Annotated in this window: 16 protein-coding genes and 1 riboswitch; of the genes, 15 read left to right on the top strand and 1 reads right to left on the bottom strand. The window is 29.4% G+C overall.

Annotated elements, in window-relative coordinates; genetic code table 11:
* The first annotated feature begins 142 nt into the window (after positions 1–142).
* The 5 genes from HMPREF1983_RS02520 to HMPREF1983_RS02500 all read left to right on the top strand — a co-directional run bounded on the left by HMPREF1983_RS02520 (position 143) and on the right by HMPREF1983_RS02500 (position 5,380).
* Positions 143–1,744 (top strand): CTP synthase, encoded by a 1,602-nt coding sequence (locus HMPREF1983_RS02520; RefSeq protein ID WP_021752719.1) that lies wholly within the window; start codon positions 143–145, stop codon positions 1,742–1,744.
* A 4-nt stretch (positions 1,745–1,748) separates the two neighbouring features.
* Entirely contained in the window at positions 1,749–2,405 is a 657-nt protein-coding gene (locus HMPREF1983_RS02515; RefSeq protein WP_021752718.1) for a DNA alkylation repair protein, read from the top strand.
* Positions 2,406–2,492: 87 nt separating this feature from the next.
* Positions 2,493–3,407, top strand: coding sequence for a phosphate/phosphite/phosphonate ABC transporter substrate-binding protein (phnD, locus tag HMPREF1983_RS02510; RefSeq protein WP_021752717.1), 915 nt, complete (start codon positions 2,493–2,495; stop codon positions 3,405–3,407).
* 112 nt (positions 3,408–3,519) lie between these two features.
* The gene (locus tag HMPREF1983_RS02505) at positions 3,520–4,785 is read left to right on the top strand and encodes a sensor histidine kinase (RefSeq protein WP_245576420.1); all 1,266 of its coding nucleotides are present in this window, start codon (positions 3,520–3,522) and stop codon (positions 4,783–4,785) included.
* Positions 4,763–5,380: a response regulator transcription factor gene (locus HMPREF1983_RS02500; RefSeq protein ID WP_021752715.1), complete on the top strand. Its 618-nt coding sequence runs from the start codon at positions 4,763–4,765 to the stop codon at positions 5,378–5,380. Before HMPREF1983_RS02505 ends, HMPREF1983_RS02500 begins: the two co-directional genes overlap by 23 nt.
* A 126-nt stretch (positions 5,381–5,506) precedes the next feature.
* Here HMPREF1983_RS02500 and pgtP read toward each other — a convergent pair whose 3' ends face one another.
* Positions 5,507–6,853 (bottom strand): phosphoglycerate transporter protein PgtP, encoded by a 1,347-nt coding sequence (gene pgtP, locus HMPREF1983_RS02495; protein ID WP_021752714.1) that lies wholly within the window; start codon positions 6,851–6,853, stop codon positions 5,507–5,509.
* Between the two features lie 223 nt (positions 6,854–7,076).
* Here pgtP and HMPREF1983_RS02490 point away from each other — a divergent pair, with 223 nt between their 5' ends.
* The 10 genes from HMPREF1983_RS02490 (at position 7,077) to HMPREF1983_RS02445 (ending at position 16,862) form a co-directional block, all read left to right on the top strand.
* Positions 7,077–7,484 (top strand): MarR family winged helix-turn-helix transcriptional regulator, encoded by a 408-nt coding sequence (locus HMPREF1983_RS02490; RefSeq protein WP_021752713.1) that lies wholly within the window; start codon positions 7,077–7,079, stop codon positions 7,482–7,484.
* Between the two features lie 18 nt (positions 7,485–7,502).
* A complete protein-coding gene (locus HMPREF1983_RS02485) occupies positions 7,503–7,862 on the top strand; it encodes a DUF1304 domain-containing protein (protein ID WP_021752712.1) in 360 nt (119 codons plus the stop codon).
* Positions 7,863–8,187: 325 nt separating this feature from the next.
* Positions 8,188–8,949 (top strand): class I SAM-dependent methyltransferase, encoded by a 762-nt coding sequence (locus HMPREF1983_RS02480; RefSeq protein ID WP_021752711.1) that lies wholly within the window; start codon positions 8,188–8,190, stop codon positions 8,947–8,949.
* 18 nt (positions 8,950–8,967) lie between these two features.
* Positions 8,968–9,252 carry a cupin domain-containing protein gene (locus HMPREF1983_RS02475; protein WP_021752710.1) on the top strand — a complete coding sequence of 95 codons (285 nt, stop codon included), beginning with the start codon at positions 8,968–8,970 and terminating at the stop codon, positions 9,250–9,252.
* Positions 9,253–9,304: 52 nt separating this feature from the next.
* Positions 9,305–9,670 (top strand): single-stranded DNA-binding protein, encoded by a 366-nt coding sequence (locus HMPREF1983_RS02470; RefSeq protein WP_021752709.1) that lies wholly within the window; start codon positions 9,305–9,307, stop codon positions 9,668–9,670.
* 277 nt (positions 9,671–9,947) lie between these two features.
* Positions 9,948–10,127: riboswitch (Lysine riboswitch) on the top strand.
* An 89-nt stretch (positions 10,128–10,216) separates the two neighbouring features.
* Positions 10,217–11,707 (top strand): amino acid permease, encoded by a 1,491-nt coding sequence (locus HMPREF1983_RS02465; RefSeq protein ID WP_021752708.1) that lies wholly within the window; start codon positions 10,217–10,219, stop codon positions 11,705–11,707.
* A gap of 187 nt (positions 11,708–11,894) precedes the next feature.
* Positions 11,895–14,075 (top strand): RelA/SpoT family protein, encoded by a 2,181-nt coding sequence (locus tag HMPREF1983_RS02460; protein ID WP_040460857.1) that lies wholly within the window; start codon positions 11,895–11,897, stop codon positions 14,073–14,075.
* 7 nt (positions 14,076–14,082) lie between these two features.
* A complete protein-coding gene (gene dtd, locus HMPREF1983_RS02455) occupies positions 14,083–14,535 on the top strand; it encodes a D-aminoacyl-tRNA deacylase (RefSeq protein WP_021752706.1) in 453 nt (150 codons plus the stop codon).
* A 3-nt stretch (positions 14,536–14,538) separates the two neighbouring features.
* Positions 14,539–15,984: an N-acetylmuramoyl-L-alanine amidase gene (locus tag HMPREF1983_RS02450; protein WP_021752705.1), complete on the top strand. Its 1,446-nt coding sequence runs from the start codon at positions 14,539–14,541 to the stop codon at positions 15,982–15,984.
* A gap of 260 nt (positions 15,985–16,244) precedes the next feature.
* Positions 16,245–16,862, top strand: coding sequence for a hypothetical protein (locus tag HMPREF1983_RS02445; RefSeq protein WP_021752703.1), 618 nt, complete (start codon positions 16,245–16,247; stop codon positions 16,860–16,862).
* Positions 16,863–16,869: the final 7 nt, after the last annotated feature.

Here is a 16,869-nt window from a genome sequence, read left to right as displayed (position 1 = left end):
AGAAAAATATTAAAGGTTTTTAATTGCTTAAACTACTACATTGTGTTAGAATAATAGACGGGCACTCTGAAAGAGTGAATTAAGGAACAGTCCCCCTACTTAAAAATAGTAGGGGGCTTTATTATTTTTAAAGGAGAATACAATGACAAAATATATTTTCGTAACAGGTGGAGTAGTATCATCATTAGGAAAAGGTATAGTAGCTGCCTCAGTAGGTAGAGTATTAAAAAATAGAGGATTAAAAGTAACTTTGCAAAAATTTGATCCATATTTAAATGTTGATCCGGGAACAATGAGTCCATATCAACACGGAGAAGTATTTGTAACGGAAGACGGAGCGGAAACGGATTTAGATTTAGGACATTATGAACGTTTTATTGATGTAAATTTAGGACAATATTCAAACGTGACTGCGGGTCGTGTTTATTCATCAATTATTGAAAAAGAACGTCGTGGAGATTATTTAGGGGGAACAGTGCAGGTAATTCCTCATGTAACTAACGAAATAAAATCACGTGTTTTATTGGCAGGTGAATCAAGTGATGCTGATGTTGTTATTACAGAAATCGGCGGTACAACAGGGGATATAGAATCATTACCGTTTGTAGAAGCTATTCGTCAAATTCGAAGTGACTTAGGGCGTGAAAATGTTTGTTATATTCATTGTACTTTGTTACCGTATATTAAAGCCGCAGGAGAAATGAAAACAAAACCAACTCAACAATCAGTTAAAGAACTGCGTGGGTTAGGAATCCAACCAGACATTATTGTTGTTCGTAATGAACTTGCATTAACAGATGAGTTGCGTGCTAAAATCTCATTATTCTGTGATATTCCAAAACAACATGTTATAGAAAGTAGAGATGTTAGTAATTTATATGAACTACCGGTTAATTTAAAAAATCAAAAAATTGATGATATTGTTTTAAAACATTTCAATTTGACAGCACCGGAAGCGGATATGACAGAATGGTTATCATTAGTAAAACGTGTTGATAATTTAAAAGATACTGTTAAAATTGCTTTAGTCGGGAAATATGTTGAGTTACATGACGCATATATTTCAGTTGTAGAATCATTAAAACACGCAGGATATAAATATAATGCAAAAGTGGAAATTGATTGGATTCAATCAGAAGATATTACAGAAGAAAATGTATATGATTATTTAAAAGATGCAGACGGGATTTTGGTACCGGGGGGCTTTGGAGATAGAGGTGTTGAAGGGAAAATCACAACGATTAAATATGCACGTGAAAATAAAGTACCTTATTTCGGTATTTGTCTAGGAATGCAGCTTGCAGCGGTAGAATTTGCACGTAATGTTTGTGGACTTACCGGAGCACATTCATCAGAACTTGATCCGAATACTCCGTATCCAATTATTAACTTACTACCGGATCAAGAAAATGTGGTAGAAATGGGGGGGACTTTACGTTTAGGAAGTTATCCGTGCATTTTAACAGAGGGAACTAAAGCACATAAAGAATATAATACTCTGGAGATTACTGAACGTCATCGTCATCGTTATGAATTTAATAACTTTTATCGTGAACGTTTAATGGAAAAAGGATTAGTTTTATCAGGCGTAAGTCCTGACGGTCGTTTAGTAGAGGTTATTGAGTTACCGGAACATCCATGGTTTATCGCAGGGCAATTTCATCCGGAATTCAAATCACGCCCTGAAAAAGCACATCCATTATTTGCCGGTTTTATTAAAGCTAGTTTAGACAATAGAAGATAAAATTATGAATTTAGAAAATTTGATAAAAGAATTTGAACAAAATGCTAATCCAACCCAAGCAAAATTTATGGAAAAGTATATGAAAAATAAGTTTTTGTTTTTTGGTATCCAGGCTCCGAAAAGAAAAGAATTATGGGCACCGTATTTTAAAGAAGCGAAAAAAACTAAAAATATTGATTGGAATTTTATAAAATATTGTTGGGAACATGATAAACGAGAGTGCCAATATATAGCAGGATATTATTTAAAAACAATGCAGAAGTTTTTGGTAAAAGAAGATTTACCTAAATTAAAATCCCTTGTTGTTACAAAATCATGGTGGGATAGCGTTGATATTCTTGATAGGGTTATTGGTAGCCTGATTAGTCGGTATTCAGAATTGGAAAATGTAATTTTAGAGTGGAGTATGGATGATAATATTTGGCTTAGACGAGTCGCAATTGATCATCAATTATTAAGAAAAGAAAACACCAACGTAGATTTATTAGAGAAAATACTAATTAATAATTTAAACCATACGGAATTTTTTGTAAATAAAGCAATAGGATGGGCATTAAGGGATTACTCAAAAACAAATCCTAAGTGGGTAAAAAGTTTTATAGAAAAATATTATAAACAGATGTCTAATCTTAGTATAAAAGAAGCAGGTAAATATTTATAGATTGAAATAAAAAGTATATTATTAGAGATTTCTAAAATATACTTTTTATTGTATAATAAGTAAGAAAATTATTTTAGGAGGGACAATATGAGTAAAAAGATTTTATATTTTGTATATAGTGTTGTAGCATTGCTGCTGTTATTCTTAATAACCTCTTTAAATAATAAAACCAATACAGAATATATAGATTTTAAAGATACGGTGAATATTAATGAAAATTATTCAATACCTGAGGATATAGTAACAATAGGAATTATATCTGTAACCGGAGGAAATAAAGGTTACGTATCTGAAAAAGAATTGGTAAGTTATATCGGTAAAAAGTTAAACAAAAAAGTTAAATTGGTTCAGAAAAAAAGTTATAAAGAAATAAATACTTTATTAAAAAATAATCAAATAGATATAGCCTTTTTATCGACGGGTGCTTATTCTTTATATGAAGATAAAAAAGATTTAGAATTAATAGCCAGACCGAACAGAGGAAAAGCATATTATCATCCGATAATTATTACCAGAAAAGATTCCGAAATAGAAGATTTTGAAGAATTAAAAGATAAAAATTTTGCTTTTGTAGATAATTATAGTTATTCAGGTTATTTGGCAGTGAATAATTACTTTAAACAACAAAATACAACCATTAATAAATTTTTTAATAATAAATATTATTTTACATACAGTCATGAAGATTCTATAAAACAGGTGCTTAGCGGAGCGGTTTACGCAGCAAGTATAGATGACTGGGCATTGCAAAATTTAGCAAATGAAGATTCTAACATAAAAGATAATATAAAAGTAATAAAAATATTTCCGGAAGTTGCAACTGGACCGGTAGTAACGCACAAAAATTATAAGGATAAAGAAAAATTAAAGAATATTTTATTTAATATAGATAAAGATAGCACCATAAAAGCCGTATTAGAAAGATTGCAAATTAAAAATTTTGAAGATACAAAAATAGAAGACTATCCGACTCTATTAGAAGAGGTTAAAGATGTTAGGTAAATTAAAAATAAAAAATAAAATTATAATTTTTTTTATTGTTATCTATACTATATATACCAGTATAATTTTGTCCTATACATATAAAAATAATAAAATTATTTTAGAAGACGCTATGAAAAACAGGATAAACCAAGTATATTATCAATTATCAAGTATGCTGTCTGAAGATATACGAACGAATAATACATATGAAATTCATCAAAAAATTCAAAATCTCAGTTCTAATAAGGAGGTTTCCTATATTATTATTTATGACAATGAAAAAAATGTTTTAGGAAAAACCTTAAAAGAACTACCTAAGAAGCTATCAGAAGTGAAAGTGGAGAATGATAAATTTAAAATATATCGAAGTAATAATGGAGAAATTATGGACTTTACTTCCGGTATAGATGAAGTGAATATAGGGTATATAAGAATAGGGTTTTACACAAAAGAAATATACAATTTAACTTATCTTGAGTTTATAAAAATAATAGCATTAAACATTATAGTCTTTGTATTTTTGTTAATAATAGCGTATCGTATATCAAAAATGATAGAAAGACCGGTCGAAGATTTAACAAAAGTAACAAATGAAATAATAAATAAAGGTGATTATAAAAATAAAGTTAATAAATACAGCTATAGTAAAGACTTTTATGAGTTAGTAGACTCCATAAATGAAATGGTAGAGAGTAATAGAAGTAATAAAAAAATAAATAATCATTTATTAAATAAAGTTTTTAAAGTTCAAGAAAAAGAAAGAGCAATGCTTTCACGAGAGCTTCATGATGAAGTAAGTCAATCTTTAGCCAGTTTATTGTTTCTATTGAGTAATTTAATTGAAAAAGAAAAAGATGAAACAAAGAAAGAAAGGTTAAATTTGATAAAAAATGAGATAGAACAAAGTTTAACAAATATAAGAAATATTGCGGTGAATTTAAGACCTGCAAGCTTGGAAGAACATGGTCTAAAAGAAACAATTTTAAAATATATAGAAGATTACAAAGAACTCTACAATTTAGATGTTGCATTTGATACGAATTATATTGATTTAAAAAATAGCAATTTTGATATAACTATTTATAGAATTATTCAAGAAACCTTAACAAATATAAGAAAACATTCACAGGCTACAAAAGTTGATATAAAATTTTATATTAATTCGGACTATATATCGCTAGCGATTTCGGATAATGGAGTAGGATTAACTTTAGATAGAGTAGAAAAGGCAAGAAAAGAAGGTAGATTAGGAATTTATGGAATTCGAGAAAGAGTATTGGATTTTGACGGTCAATTTGAATTAGCTAATAATTTAGAATATACAACCATTTTAAAATGTAAATTTAGAAGAAATATGGTGGAGGGAAAAACTGATGAAAATATTACTTATAGATGATCATAAATTGATAAAAATAGGAATTAAAGTGTTATTGGAAGATCATTATAGTAAGGAAGTAGTAGAAGATTGTTCAACAGTAGAAGAATCAATAGAAAAGATAAAAAATATGAATTATGACTTAATAATTTGTGATATATCATTACCGGACGGAACAGGATATGACATATTAAAAAAAGTAACTGAATTGAATATTAATTCAAAAGTTTTGATTTTAAGTATGTATGAAGATAAGAACTATGTAAAAAAAGCTTTAAGATTAGGTGCTAGAGGCTATATAACAAAAAGTAATGCACATGAGGAAATATTAACAGCAATAGATAGGGTTATGAATAATGGTGAAATATATATAAATAAGAAATATGGCGGTATTTTTTATGAATTATATCAAGAAAAAGCAATATCTGAACTTAGTGAAAGGGAAAAAGAAGTGGCAAAATATATTTTAATGGGATATACTTTAACAGAAATAGGAGAGAAATTATTTTTAAGTGTAAAAACGATAGATACTTATAAAAAGCGTCTTATGGAAAAAACCAATACAAAGAAACGAAGTGAATTAGTGGAATATTTAAAACATAATATAATATTATAAATTATTTATAGATAAAATGGTTACTTTTACTAATAAAAAGAAAATTACAAAGTTTATTTAACAGTATAAAAAGATACAAAAGCTATAGATAATCGGACAAATACCGAACCTATAGCTTTTGTAATATTATTTTGTTTTAGTTTCTAACTGTTTAGAAGTTTTTTTGAATAGTGTTAAACCGATGAAGATAAATGCCAAAATACAAGAAAGAATTAACGCATAAAAACCACCGTTCCATCCGAACAGGTCAACAAGTTTACCCATTACATAGCCTGCACTGGCAGAACCCAGTAGATACCCAAATAGTCCGGTAAGCCCTGTTGCCGTTCCTGTAGCGACACGTGGGACAAGATCGGCAGCTTGTAAGCCGATCATCATAACAGGTCCGTAGATTAAAAATCCAATAGCTACAAGACAAGCATTGTCAATAAGCGGATTACCCGGAGGATTTTTCCAGTAAATAAACACAGCAATAAGTACACCAACTAAGAATAATAACATAGGTGGAGCACGGTGTCCTTTAAACACTTTATCGCTCAAATAACCGCTGGCTAACATTCCGAAAATACCGGCATATTCATATAAGAAATAAGCCCAACTTTGTTTATCAACTGAGAAGTGTTTAACTTCTTTTAAATATGTAGGTGCCCAGTCAATGATACCATAGCGTACAAAGTATACGAACACATTAGCGATAGCTATAGCCCATAAAAATTTATTATTAATAATGTATTTAAAGAAAATATCTTTAGCTGATAATGTGTGAGCAGATTCGATTTTTTCTATAATTTTTTCACCTTTCCATTCATCAACAGGAGGTAAACCTTCTGATTCCGGAGTATCTTTCATTAAATAGAACATAATAATTGCCAGAATGATTGCAATTATTGCAGGTAAGTAAAATAATGATTGCCAAGCACCGAATATAGATAATCCTAATAGTGCAAGAGGTCCGATTAGTCCTCCACCAAGATTATGAGAAATATTCCACCAACTCCACCAAGCTCCACGTTCTGAAGTTGAGAACCAGTTTGTCATTGTTTTAGCTCCCGGAGGATACCCCATACCTTGGAACCAACCGTTAAGTGCAGATAAAACAATCATAAATGTAAGCGATGAAAGTACAGCCGGCACCAGCCCGAATATTAAACTAACAAGTGCAGAAGCAACTAATCCGATAGTAATAAAATACTTGGGATTACTTCTATCCGATACGTTCCCCATAATAAATTTACTAAATCCGTATGCAAGAGATAAAGCAAGAGAAACTTTACCTAAATCAGCTTTAGTATAACCATATTGATCAATTAAATATGGAATAGCAAGAGAAAAATTCTTTCTTATTAAATAGTATGCTGCATAGCCTATAAATACACCGGAAAATACTTGCCATCGAAGTTTTTTATATTCAGCGTCCGTCCTAGAATTTTCAATTCTGGGTTTAGGGGCAGATGCTTTAAGAAATGAAAACATATTTTTGTTTCCTCCTTGGTTAAAATATTTTTAATTTGTAATTACAATTATAGAAAACTAGAAAACGATTGTAAAGTCTATAAATCAAAGTTTTTGAGAATTAGAAAAAGCCTTACATTGAATGTAAGAAAATTTCTTACATTAAAATTATTGACAAGTCAATAATTATGGATTATACTTATTAGAAGAACTATTGACTTATCAATAATCAAAAGGAGTAATTATGAAAGTAGAAGAATTTAGTGACTTACTATATAACTTAAAGATAATCGATCAACAACTGACGTATTTATTTGAAAATGAAATTGGTGTTAGCCTAACACGTTATCAAATCCTTATGTATTTAAGGAAAAATTCAGCGTGTATCCAACGAAAATTATGTGATGTATTGCAAATAGATGGTGCAGCTATAACAAGACATTTAAAAATTTTAGAACAAGGAGGGTACATTAAACGGTGTAGAAATGAACAAAATAATAGAGAAATGAATGTGGAGATAACAGAGTATGCTAAAGTGAAAATTGATAACTGTGAGAAAGAATATGATTTAAAAAATATATTAAATTCAGAGTTTACACATGATGATTTAAAGAATTTAGTATCATTATTAAATAAATTTAAAAAAATATGAAGTAAAGAGGTATTAAAAATGAATATTATATCAACGATTTTAACGGTATTGGTAGCACTATTGTTTTTTTATATTATGTATTTAGAAACATTTGCGACAGATTCTCAAAGTACAAGCAGGGTATTTAATATAAGTCAAGAAGAATTAAGAAAACCAGCTTTAAATGTATTATTTAAAAATCAAGGAATTTATAATGGTTTGCTGGGTATTGCTTTATTGTATGGAGCATTTATTTCAAATAATTCTAAAGAAGTTGTGGCTATGCTATTAATATATATTATTTTAGTGGCAATCTACGGTAGTTTAACAAGTGACAAAAAAATTATTTTAAAACAAGGCGGATTACCCATTTTAGCATTAATTTCACTGCTTTTTTAAAAGATAATAAGTAAAAAAATTAGTACATATTAGGTATTAATTTTTTTATTTTGTAGTAATAAACTTACTAATCGGGAATAATTATAATTCAAATAAGTAATAACATTAAGATATTTTATAAATGTTTTTAAACGGGCTGTTAGAGTTAATTATTACGAGATAAAAATATTAAAGGGAGTTTAACAATATTTACATAGGTGATACTACTATATATATTATTTATTACATCTAATTTTTTGTAAAACGCTATAAAAAACTGGCTTTATAAATTGATATGTTATAAAATAAAGGGTGATGATAATAATTTAATTAGGAGGTAAGTATTATGAAAAAAGAGCAAGGTCATCAGTTTTTAAAAAAACTCGGTAAAAGAAGACTAAGGCCCGGAGGAGTAACAGGAACAAATTTTTTATTAGCACATACTAATTTCAAACCGGGAGATAGTGTTCTTGAGGTAGCTTGCAATAGGGGAGTAAATCTCTTGGAATTAGCCGGTAAATACCCGGCAACTGCATTTATAGGGATAGATGTTGATAAAGCATCAATACAAGAAGCAACAGAACTGGCGGTTAAAAAAGGGTTTAAAAATATTAAATTTTTACGTGCAGATGCTTTTCATTTAGAATTTCCTGATAATAGTTTTGACTATGTAATTAATGAAGCGATGCTAACAATGTGCAGTAATAAAAGTAAAGAAAGAGCACTTAAACAATATTTTAGAGTATTAAAACCGGGAGGATTATTATTAACACACGATATAATATTGATAAATAATTATGAAGAAACGAGAAAAATATTATCAGATTCAATAAATATCAATGTTTTTCCACTTCCAAAAGATGAATGGAAGGAACTATTTGAAGAACACGGTTTTAAAATTGTAAATTCTCTTCAAGGTGAACTTACTTTAATGACTCCGGAAGGAATGATTAAAGATGAGGGCATAGTTAACGCATTACGAATTGTAAAAAATGGGCTAAAACCTGAGAACAGAGAACAATTTATTAAAATGAAAACGACATTTGGTAAGTTAAAAAACGACATGAACTACGTTTGTTTTATCAATAAAAAAACTAAAAATAACTAAAATAAAGGAGTATTTAAAATGCAAATAGGAACAGTTTTTAATGAAGCAGGATTATTAAAAACACATGATAGATTTAAATTAGTAAAAAAAGTTGGGAATAAGGGTGATAAAATACCTAAACATAATCATCCGGAAGCATTAGTAATATTTACAGTTGTTAAGGGAAAAGTTGAAGTGCATCTTAATGAAACTGAAATTCACATAGTAGAACCGGGAAAAGTTTTGCATTTTGATGGAGATAATTATATTAATGCAGAATTTTTAGAAGCGGGCGAAGTATTTGTTACATTAATTCATAAATAGTGATAAAAAATCTAATAAGAATTTTAATAATAAATAAAGGGAGAGTAATAATATGTTGAATCAAGTAATATTGATTGGAAGATTAGTGAAAAAACCGGAATTAAGAGAAAGTGAAAGCGGGAAAAATTATTTAAAAGCAACATTAGCAGTACAGTCTGATTATAAAAACAAAGATGGTGAATATGAAACAGAATTTCTAGAATTTACCACCTTTGGGAAAAATGCAGAAAATACGGTTAAGTATTGTGATAAAGGTAGTTTGTTGAATATAGTAGGCAGCCTTAGCAACAATGTTTATAAAGATAAGAATGGAGTAAATCATTATCAATTATCTATAATTGCTAATAAAGTTTCATTTTTAAGTAGGGGAAATAAAAAAGAAGAACAAGCTAGTGATGTTTTTGTGTTAGGGCAATAAAAAATTAAATTAATAAAAATCTTTGGTGTTATAATTGATAAAATACTAAAGATTTTTATTTGGTTTAACAATACAAAAAAGGAAAATATATAATTTATTGCATATAAAGTATGTTGTTAATATTCTGTATAAAGATGGCGGATATGGGTGGTTATGTATAGCAATATGAGTTCTAGCTTAGTGAACATTATTATTAAAAATAAATTTTCTCTATTGACAACCCCAAAAAACTATACTATAATTAGAACCATAAAATTAAATATATGCCTCACGAAATGAGTGAGGTAGAGGTCGCGATTTTTAATAGTATGATAATTGAAAGTATAGGGCTTTATGACATTATCAGAAAGGAAACGTCGCCGAAATGGTATTAATCCTATATTAATATTGTTGGGACTATACTTAATAGGTATAGGACTGTCATAGCCATGTTGTGCTATGTTGAGCTACTAGTATCTTGTTTTGGAGAGATAATTGTTGAAGTATGACTCCGTACAAATATGGTAGATGTTGTGCTTTTTTATTTTTATCTAAGGAGGTTTTATAATGACAAATAATAATAGCAATGCAACAGAAGTAAAAAGAAATCTTAGATCACGTCACATAAGTATGATCGCTATTGGTGGTTGTATCGGTAGTGGATTATTTATGACAAGTGGTCAAGCAATTCACAGTGCCGGGCCGGGAGGTGCGATTGTCGCATACCTTTGTATCGGTCTTATGGTATATTTTTTAATGACATCTTTGGGTGAGATGGCTACGTATTTACCGACTTCAGGGTCGTTTAGTACATATGCTTCACGATATGTGGATCCGTCATTGGGATTTGCCCTTGGGTGGAACTACTGGTTTAATTGGGTTATTACAGTAGCGGCGGACGTAGAATTATCGGCATTGGCAGTCAGTTATTGGGAACCGATGCGTATTTTACCAAGTTGGGCTTGGAGTTTAATTTTTCTAGCATTAATTATCTTGTTAAATTCTCTGAGTGTTAAAGTCTATGGTGAAAGTGAATATTGGTTTGCATTAATTAAAGTAGTAGTAGTTATAATATTTTTAGTAGTAGGTTGCTTAACAATTTTTGGAATCTTGGGCGGACCTTATATCGGATTTAAAAATTTGACTGTAGGAGATGCTCCGTTTATTGGAGAAAATAATTCATTATCAGGACAGATATTAGCAACACTCGGTGTATTTTTAATTGCCGGATATTCTTTCCAAGGTACAGAATTAATCGGTATTACAGCAGGAGAAAGTGAAAATCCGGAAAAAAGTATTCCAAAAGCTGTAAAACAAGTTTTTTGGAGAATATTAATTTTTTACGTGCTGGCTATTTTGGTAATAGGATTACTTATCCCATACACTTCACCGGACTTATTAGGTGCCGGCAGTACAGAAGAAATAGCAAAATCGCCATTTACTATAGTGTTTAAAAACGCCGGTTTTGCTTTGGCTGCCAGTGTAATGAATGCGGTTATACTAACCTCTATTTTATCAGCAGGTAATTCAGGATTGTATGCTTCAACAAGAATGCTTTATGCCATGAGTAAAGAGAAATTAGCTTATCCGATATTTAGTAGAGTAACTAAATACGGGACACCGGTTATTTCTTTGCTTACTACCGCTACAGTAGTGTTTGTAATTTTTCTAGTTCAACTTACTAATCAAAATGCGTATACTTACATTGTGGCAGCCAGTGGGCTTACTGGATTTATTGCTTGGTTAGGAATAGCAATTAGTCATTATCGTTTCAGAAAAGCATATACAGCCCAAGGTAAAAATTTAGAAGATCTGAAATATCGTGCAAAATGGTTTCCGATTGGTCCGATTATTGCTCTAGTACTTTGTATTATTGTAATTGTTGGACAGGATACAGAATTAATAACAAAAGGTATAGTAAATTGGAGTGGTATGCTAACCACATATATGGGAATTCCGATATTTTTATTCTTCTATATATATCATAAAGTAAAATATAAAACTAAAATTATTCCACTAAACGAGGTTGACTTATCTCAAGATGTGGAAACTAAATAATAAATAATAGACATCTTTGATTTTATATCAACCCCAAAAAGTTAAACAAAAATAATCTAATTTTTTGGGGTTAAATCATTTAATTCAAAGGTGTTTTAACTTAAAATTTAATAAAATACAACAAATTTGTTAGTTTTTGTGGTATGATAATAGGGATAAAGAAAATTTTAAAGAAGGAGGAATTTCTGTGAATCTTGAATACCCTTATGACTACAAAAATGTTGAAGATATGGCAAGAAAATATTTATCGCAAGAGCAGATAAATATTATAAAAAAATCATATGAATTTGCGAAAATTGCACATGAGAATCAATTTAGAAAATCAGGAGAACCTTATATCTTGCATCCTATTCAAGTTGCAGGGATTTTGACGGAACTTAAATTAGATTATGCCACTATATGTGCAGGTTTTTTACATGATGTAGTAGAAGATACTAAATTTACATTAGAAGATATTCAAAATGAGTTTGGTGAAGATATTTCCGTAATAGTGGACGGTGTTACAAAATTAGATAAGGTAAAATTTCGTTCTAAAAAACAATCTCAAGCGGAGAATCATCGTAAACTTTTTGTAGCAATTGCTAAAGATTTAAGAGTAATATTTGTAAAATTAGCTGATAGACTTCATAATATGAGAACTCTTAAATATATGAGAGAAGAAAAACAACGTGAAATAGCTAGTGAGACATTAGAAATTTATGCACCGCTTGCTCATAGATTAGGGATAAGTTCTATAAAATGGGAACTTGAGGATACATCATTAAGATACATGTATCCGGCGCAATATTTTTCTATTGTCGGTATGATGAAACAAAAACGTAGTGCAAGAGAAGAGAGCATAAGAGAGGCATGTTTTAGTATTACCGAATTACTAAGGGAGAATAATATTAAAGCTCAAGTAAATGGAAGACCGAAACATATTTACAGTATTTATAAAAAAATGATAAAACAAAATAAAACGTTTGATCAAATTTATGATTTATTAGCTGTACGTGTATTGGTAGATAGCATCGCTGATTGTTATGCAACTTTGGGGCTTGTAAATAACTTGTGGGTTCCTATCCCGGGGCGGATTAAAGATTATATAGCAATGCCTAAACCAAATATGTATCAGTCGTTACATACGACAGTAATAGCACCTGACGGACAAACACTTGAAGTGCAAATTAGAACCTACGAAATGCACGAAATAGCTGAAAAAGGTATTGCTGCTCACTGGGCGTATAAAGAAGGTAAAAAAGTCAATAAAAAAAATAATTTTTATGAAAAATTAAACTGGTTTCAACAAATGGCTGCTAACGATGAAACTGAAACTACAGCCGAAAGTTTTATGGAATCTCTAAAAGTAGATTTATTAAGTGATAAAATATATGTTTTTACACCGAATAGCGATATTATAGAATTACCTAAAGGTTCGTGTATTGTTGACTTTGCTTATGCTATTCATTCAGAAGTCGGAAATAAAATGATCGGAGCAACGGTAAATGATAAGATAGAACCGTTTGATTATAAATTATCTACAGGAGAAATTTGTGATATTAGAACGAGTAAAAATTCTACCGGTCCGAAACGTTCATGGCTTGATATAGCAACATCTTCTCAGACAAAATCAAAAATAAAATCGTTCTTTAAAAAGGCAGCTAGAGAAGAAAATCTAATAAAAGGTGAAATACTTCTTAAAGATGAAATTAAGGCGAATAATTTTGATATTGATGAAGTGTTAACACAAGAAAATATAGAAATTGCCTTATCACGTTATAAGTTTTCCAGTATAGAAGAACTTTATGCTGCGATTGGATATGGTGGTCTTACTGCCAATAAAGTTGTAACTCGTTTAACTGAAAAACTTCGAAAAGAAAGAATGGCACAAGCTAAACTGGAGAAATTGGTAAATGCTGAAGATGATAATAAAAATATTATTACGGAAACAGGTGTTTATGTAAAAGGTGTTGATAATATTTTAGTAAGACTATCTAAATGTTGTCAGCCAATTCCGGGGGATGAAATAGTCGGTTTCATAACAAAAGGACGTGGTGTTACAGTTCACAGAAGTAATTGTCCGAATCTTAGTGAAGAAGATAAGGATAGATTTTTAGATGTGGAATGGGTACAAAGTCTTAATCATAGACGTTATAGCGTTACATTACAAATTCATGCTTTTGACAGAGATTTATTATTACAGCAAGTATTGTTAACTTTAAATGAGAGCAGAGTAGAAATAAAAAAACTTAATTCGGAATCTAAACTTAATAAAACATGTGTGATTAATTTGGGAATCTACGTAAAAAATGTTGATGAATGTGATTTTATTATAAAAAAACTAAGACAATTAGCAGACGTTTATAATGTGGAAAGAATAGTAAAATAGGTGAAATATGAAAATAGTATTACAAAAAGTAAAAAAAGCAAGTGTCAGTGTTGATGAGAAAATTGTCGGTACCATAGGTAAAGGGTATTGTCTTTTAGTTGGAGTTCATAAAAGTTCAACGAAAGAAGATGCAAAGTATCTTGCGAAAAAAATAGCGGAAGCACGATTATTTGAAGATGAAAATGAAAAATTAAATTTGGGATTAAAAGATGTTGGAGGAAGCATCTTGTCGGTATCTCAATTTACCCTTTATGCTGATACTAAAAAAGGTAAAAGACCTAGTTTTACGAATGCAGCAACGGCAGAAAAAGCAAAAGAATTGTATGAAGTCTTTAATGGATATTTAAGGGAAGAAGGTATTGATGTAGAAACCGGGATATTTCAAACTATGATGGAAGTAAATATAGTAAATGACGGTCCGGTTACTATTATTTATGAAAAATTATCGGCAGGAAATTAATGTATGAAAATAAGAAAAACAAATAATTCAATTTTATTATTAATGTTAGGGTTAATTACCTTATTTTGTTTAGTTGGAGGAATGTATTATTTTTCAAAAAAAACAAATCCGCAAAACATGAATGAAGAAAACAATCTGGCTATATCTAAAGAAATAGAAGTTAGAACAGGACCGGATGACTCCTATCCATCGCTTAAAAAGATTTTTGCCGGTGATAATGTAAAAATGCTAAGCAAAATGGATGTTTGGTATGAAGTGGAAACTAACGATAAGTATGTAGGCTGGATACCGGGGTGGGCAATATTAGGAAGTGATATAAAAAGCCCGGAAGATAAAAATAAAGAAAAACTTGCTACATATACCGTAGTAATAAATCCGATAATAAAAAAAGAAGAACAGCCTGACTATAAAAATATTTATCCAAAAAATTATAATTTAGAAATAGCAAAAAATTTACAAAAAAAATTATCTAATGACGGTGTAAAGGTAATATTAACAAGAGAAAATAACGACGTTATTCCGACAAAAGATGAAATTAAGAAAATTTCAGTAGATAATAAAGCGGATGTATTACTTGAATTTGATGTAAATAATGCAACAAATAAAAACAGTGAAGGACTTAAAATACATTATTTAACAACAGAATCATCAAGGATAGCCCGTGCATTAGAAAAAAACTTAAAAACAAGATATATTTCTAAAATATCTTCAGCGGAAAAACAAAATAACTTTGATCAATTAAGCGAAAATTTACCACAAGTAAAAATTATGTCAGGTAATTTAGCTGATAAGGTTGATGTAGATATACTAAATGATAAAATATTTAATGAACAGTATATTACAGCATTAAAAGAAGGTGTTGAATCTTATTTATATTATCTTATTAATATTGATAATTACAACACCAAGAGAAAAGAACAGCTCCTAAATCTTCCACAAAAAGGGTTAAATATACCAATGTATTATACTAAACAGGATAATTATAGAAATATTTCATATGGTTTAGACGGTAAGAAAACAATAGAAGAAAATGGAGATGCGATTGTTTCTTTGGTAATGATAGCTAATTATTTAATTGGAGATAATTCGCCAAGTGTTGATGATATTGTGAATTGGGCAGGCAATAAGTATTATATTAAAAATCAAGGAACATATGGAAGTATTGTTTCGGCGTTTGCAGACAAGTATAATCTAAAAGCGGAAAAAGTCGATATTGGTAAAATAGAAGATATTGAGCAGGCATTAAAAGATAATAAACCTGTTTTAGTACGAATGAAGAGTGGATTGTTTGGAGATAAGGCAACATATAAAGTTATTCGTGGTTATGAAGATGAAAAATTTTATATTAACGATCCAAATGATGATGATGTTAAGCTGAATAGTTATAACGGATTTACTAAAAATGATGTGGAAAATAATTTATTACAAGCGTGGGCATTCAGCAAATAAAAAATAGTTGGAGCGGAAGTTTTTCTGTTCCAACTATTTTTTAAAAATTTTAAATATATTTAATAGATATGATGAATTGCAAATAAAAGTGTTTGATATATATATGGTGTATTTGTGGTGCAGGTGGGAGATAAACAACATTAAGGAGAAATTAAATATGAGTAAAATAATAAAGAAAATTTTAGTAATAGCAGTTTTGTTTGGAATGGCAGGAGCAACTCATTTACCAAATACTCAAGTGAGAAATATAGGAGAATAACATGAGCAAATATATTAAAATAAAAGAAATAATTTTTTATTCTATTTTTTTCTTGATATTGTATTTTGTACTAAGAGATTTAAAAGAATTAGTTGAATTTTATCAATTTGATACAAATGCACTGGATTTAACGGCTGATGGGGTGGCGCTGAGAAATAGATTTTTCTCCTCAAGTTATGATCCGGCTGTAATGTATAGAGCGATAATTGATTATACGATTTTATTATTACCTTTGATGATAGTAGTTGCTTTATATAAATATAATAAAATAAAAAATAAGAGTTTTAAATATTTAATTGGAAAAAGTAAGAGTATAAATAAATATCTGCTTACTTTAAAAATAAGAGTTTCATTGTTACCTGTTGTATTTTTTTATATTGTACTATTGATATACACCGTAGTAAGCTATATTCTAACAGGATTTAAAGTAAGGAAAGGTGCTAATTTTGATGATTTTGTACCGGAAAATAATATCTTTAGTTTTGTTAATGGTTCATTTTTTGGATATATTGTTCTATTGGTAGTATTTACCGGAATGTATATATTTTTTACAACAATGCTTTTAATAACATTGATAGATTATGGCTATAATTATATTTATTTGACGAATTGCAAATAAAAGTGCA

It is taken from the genome of Gemella bergeri ATCC 700627 (genome assembly GCF_000469465.1).
GTDB classification, from domain to species: Bacteria; Bacillota; Bacilli; order Staphylococcales; family Gemellaceae; genus Gemella; species Gemella bergeri.
Note: the sequence above shows the minus strand (reverse complement) of the source record. Positions and strands in the feature narration are given on the sequence as shown.

Bases quoted from the DNA above. Each gene is read 5' to 3' on its own strand.
- HMPREF1983_RS02505 (WP_245576420.1), top strand. From the start codon at position 3,520: ATGAAAAACAGGATAAACCAAGTATATTATCAATTATCAAGTATGCTG.
- HMPREF1983_RS02500 (WP_021752715.1), top strand. From the start codon at position 4,763: ATGAAAATATTACTTATAGATGATCATAAATTGATAAAAATAGGAATT.
- pgtP (WP_021752714.1), bottom strand. From the start codon at position 6,853: ATGTTTTCATTTCTTAAAGCATCTGCCCCTAAACCCAGAATTGAAAAT.
- HMPREF1983_RS02490 (WP_021752713.1), top strand. From the start codon at position 7,077: ATGAAAGTAGAAGAATTTAGTGACTTACTATATAACTTAAAGATAATC.
- HMPREF1983_RS02515 (WP_021752718.1), top strand. From the start codon at position 1,749: ATGAATTTAGAAAATTTGATAAAAGAATTTGAACAAAATGCTAATCCA.
- HMPREF1983_RS02445 (WP_021752703.1), top strand. From the start codon at position 16,245: ATGAGCAAATATATTAAAATAAAAGAAATAATTTTTTATTCTATTTTT.
- HMPREF1983_RS02465 (WP_021752708.1), top strand. From the start codon at position 10,217: ATGACAAATAATAATAGCAATGCAACAGAAGTAAAAAGAAATCTTAGA.
- HMPREF1983_RS02480 (WP_021752711.1), top strand. From the start codon at position 8,188: ATGAAAAAAGAGCAAGGTCATCAGTTTTTAAAAAAACTCGGTAAAAGA.
- phnD (WP_021752717.1), top strand. From the start codon at position 2,493: ATGAGTAAAAAGATTTTATATTTTGTATATAGTGTTGTAGCATTGCTG.
- HMPREF1983_RS02475 (WP_021752710.1), top strand. From the start codon at position 8,968: ATGCAAATAGGAACAGTTTTTAATGAAGCAGGATTATTAAAAACACAT.
- HMPREF1983_RS02485 (WP_021752712.1), top strand. From the start codon at position 7,503: ATGAATATTATATCAACGATTTTAACGGTATTGGTAGCACTATTGTTT.
- HMPREF1983_RS02450 (WP_021752705.1), top strand. From the start codon at position 14,539: ATGAAAATAAGAAAAACAAATAATTCAATTTTATTATTAATGTTAGGG.
- HMPREF1983_RS02520 (WP_021752719.1), top strand. From the start codon at position 143: ATGACAAAATATATTTTCGTAACAGGTGGAGTAGTATCATCATTAGGA.
- HMPREF1983_RS02470 (WP_021752709.1), top strand. From the start codon at position 9,305: ATGTTGAATCAAGTAATATTGATTGGAAGATTAGTGAAAAAACCGGAA.
- dtd (WP_021752706.1), top strand. From the start codon at position 14,083: ATGAAAATAGTATTACAAAAAGTAAAAAAAGCAAGTGTCAGTGTTGAT.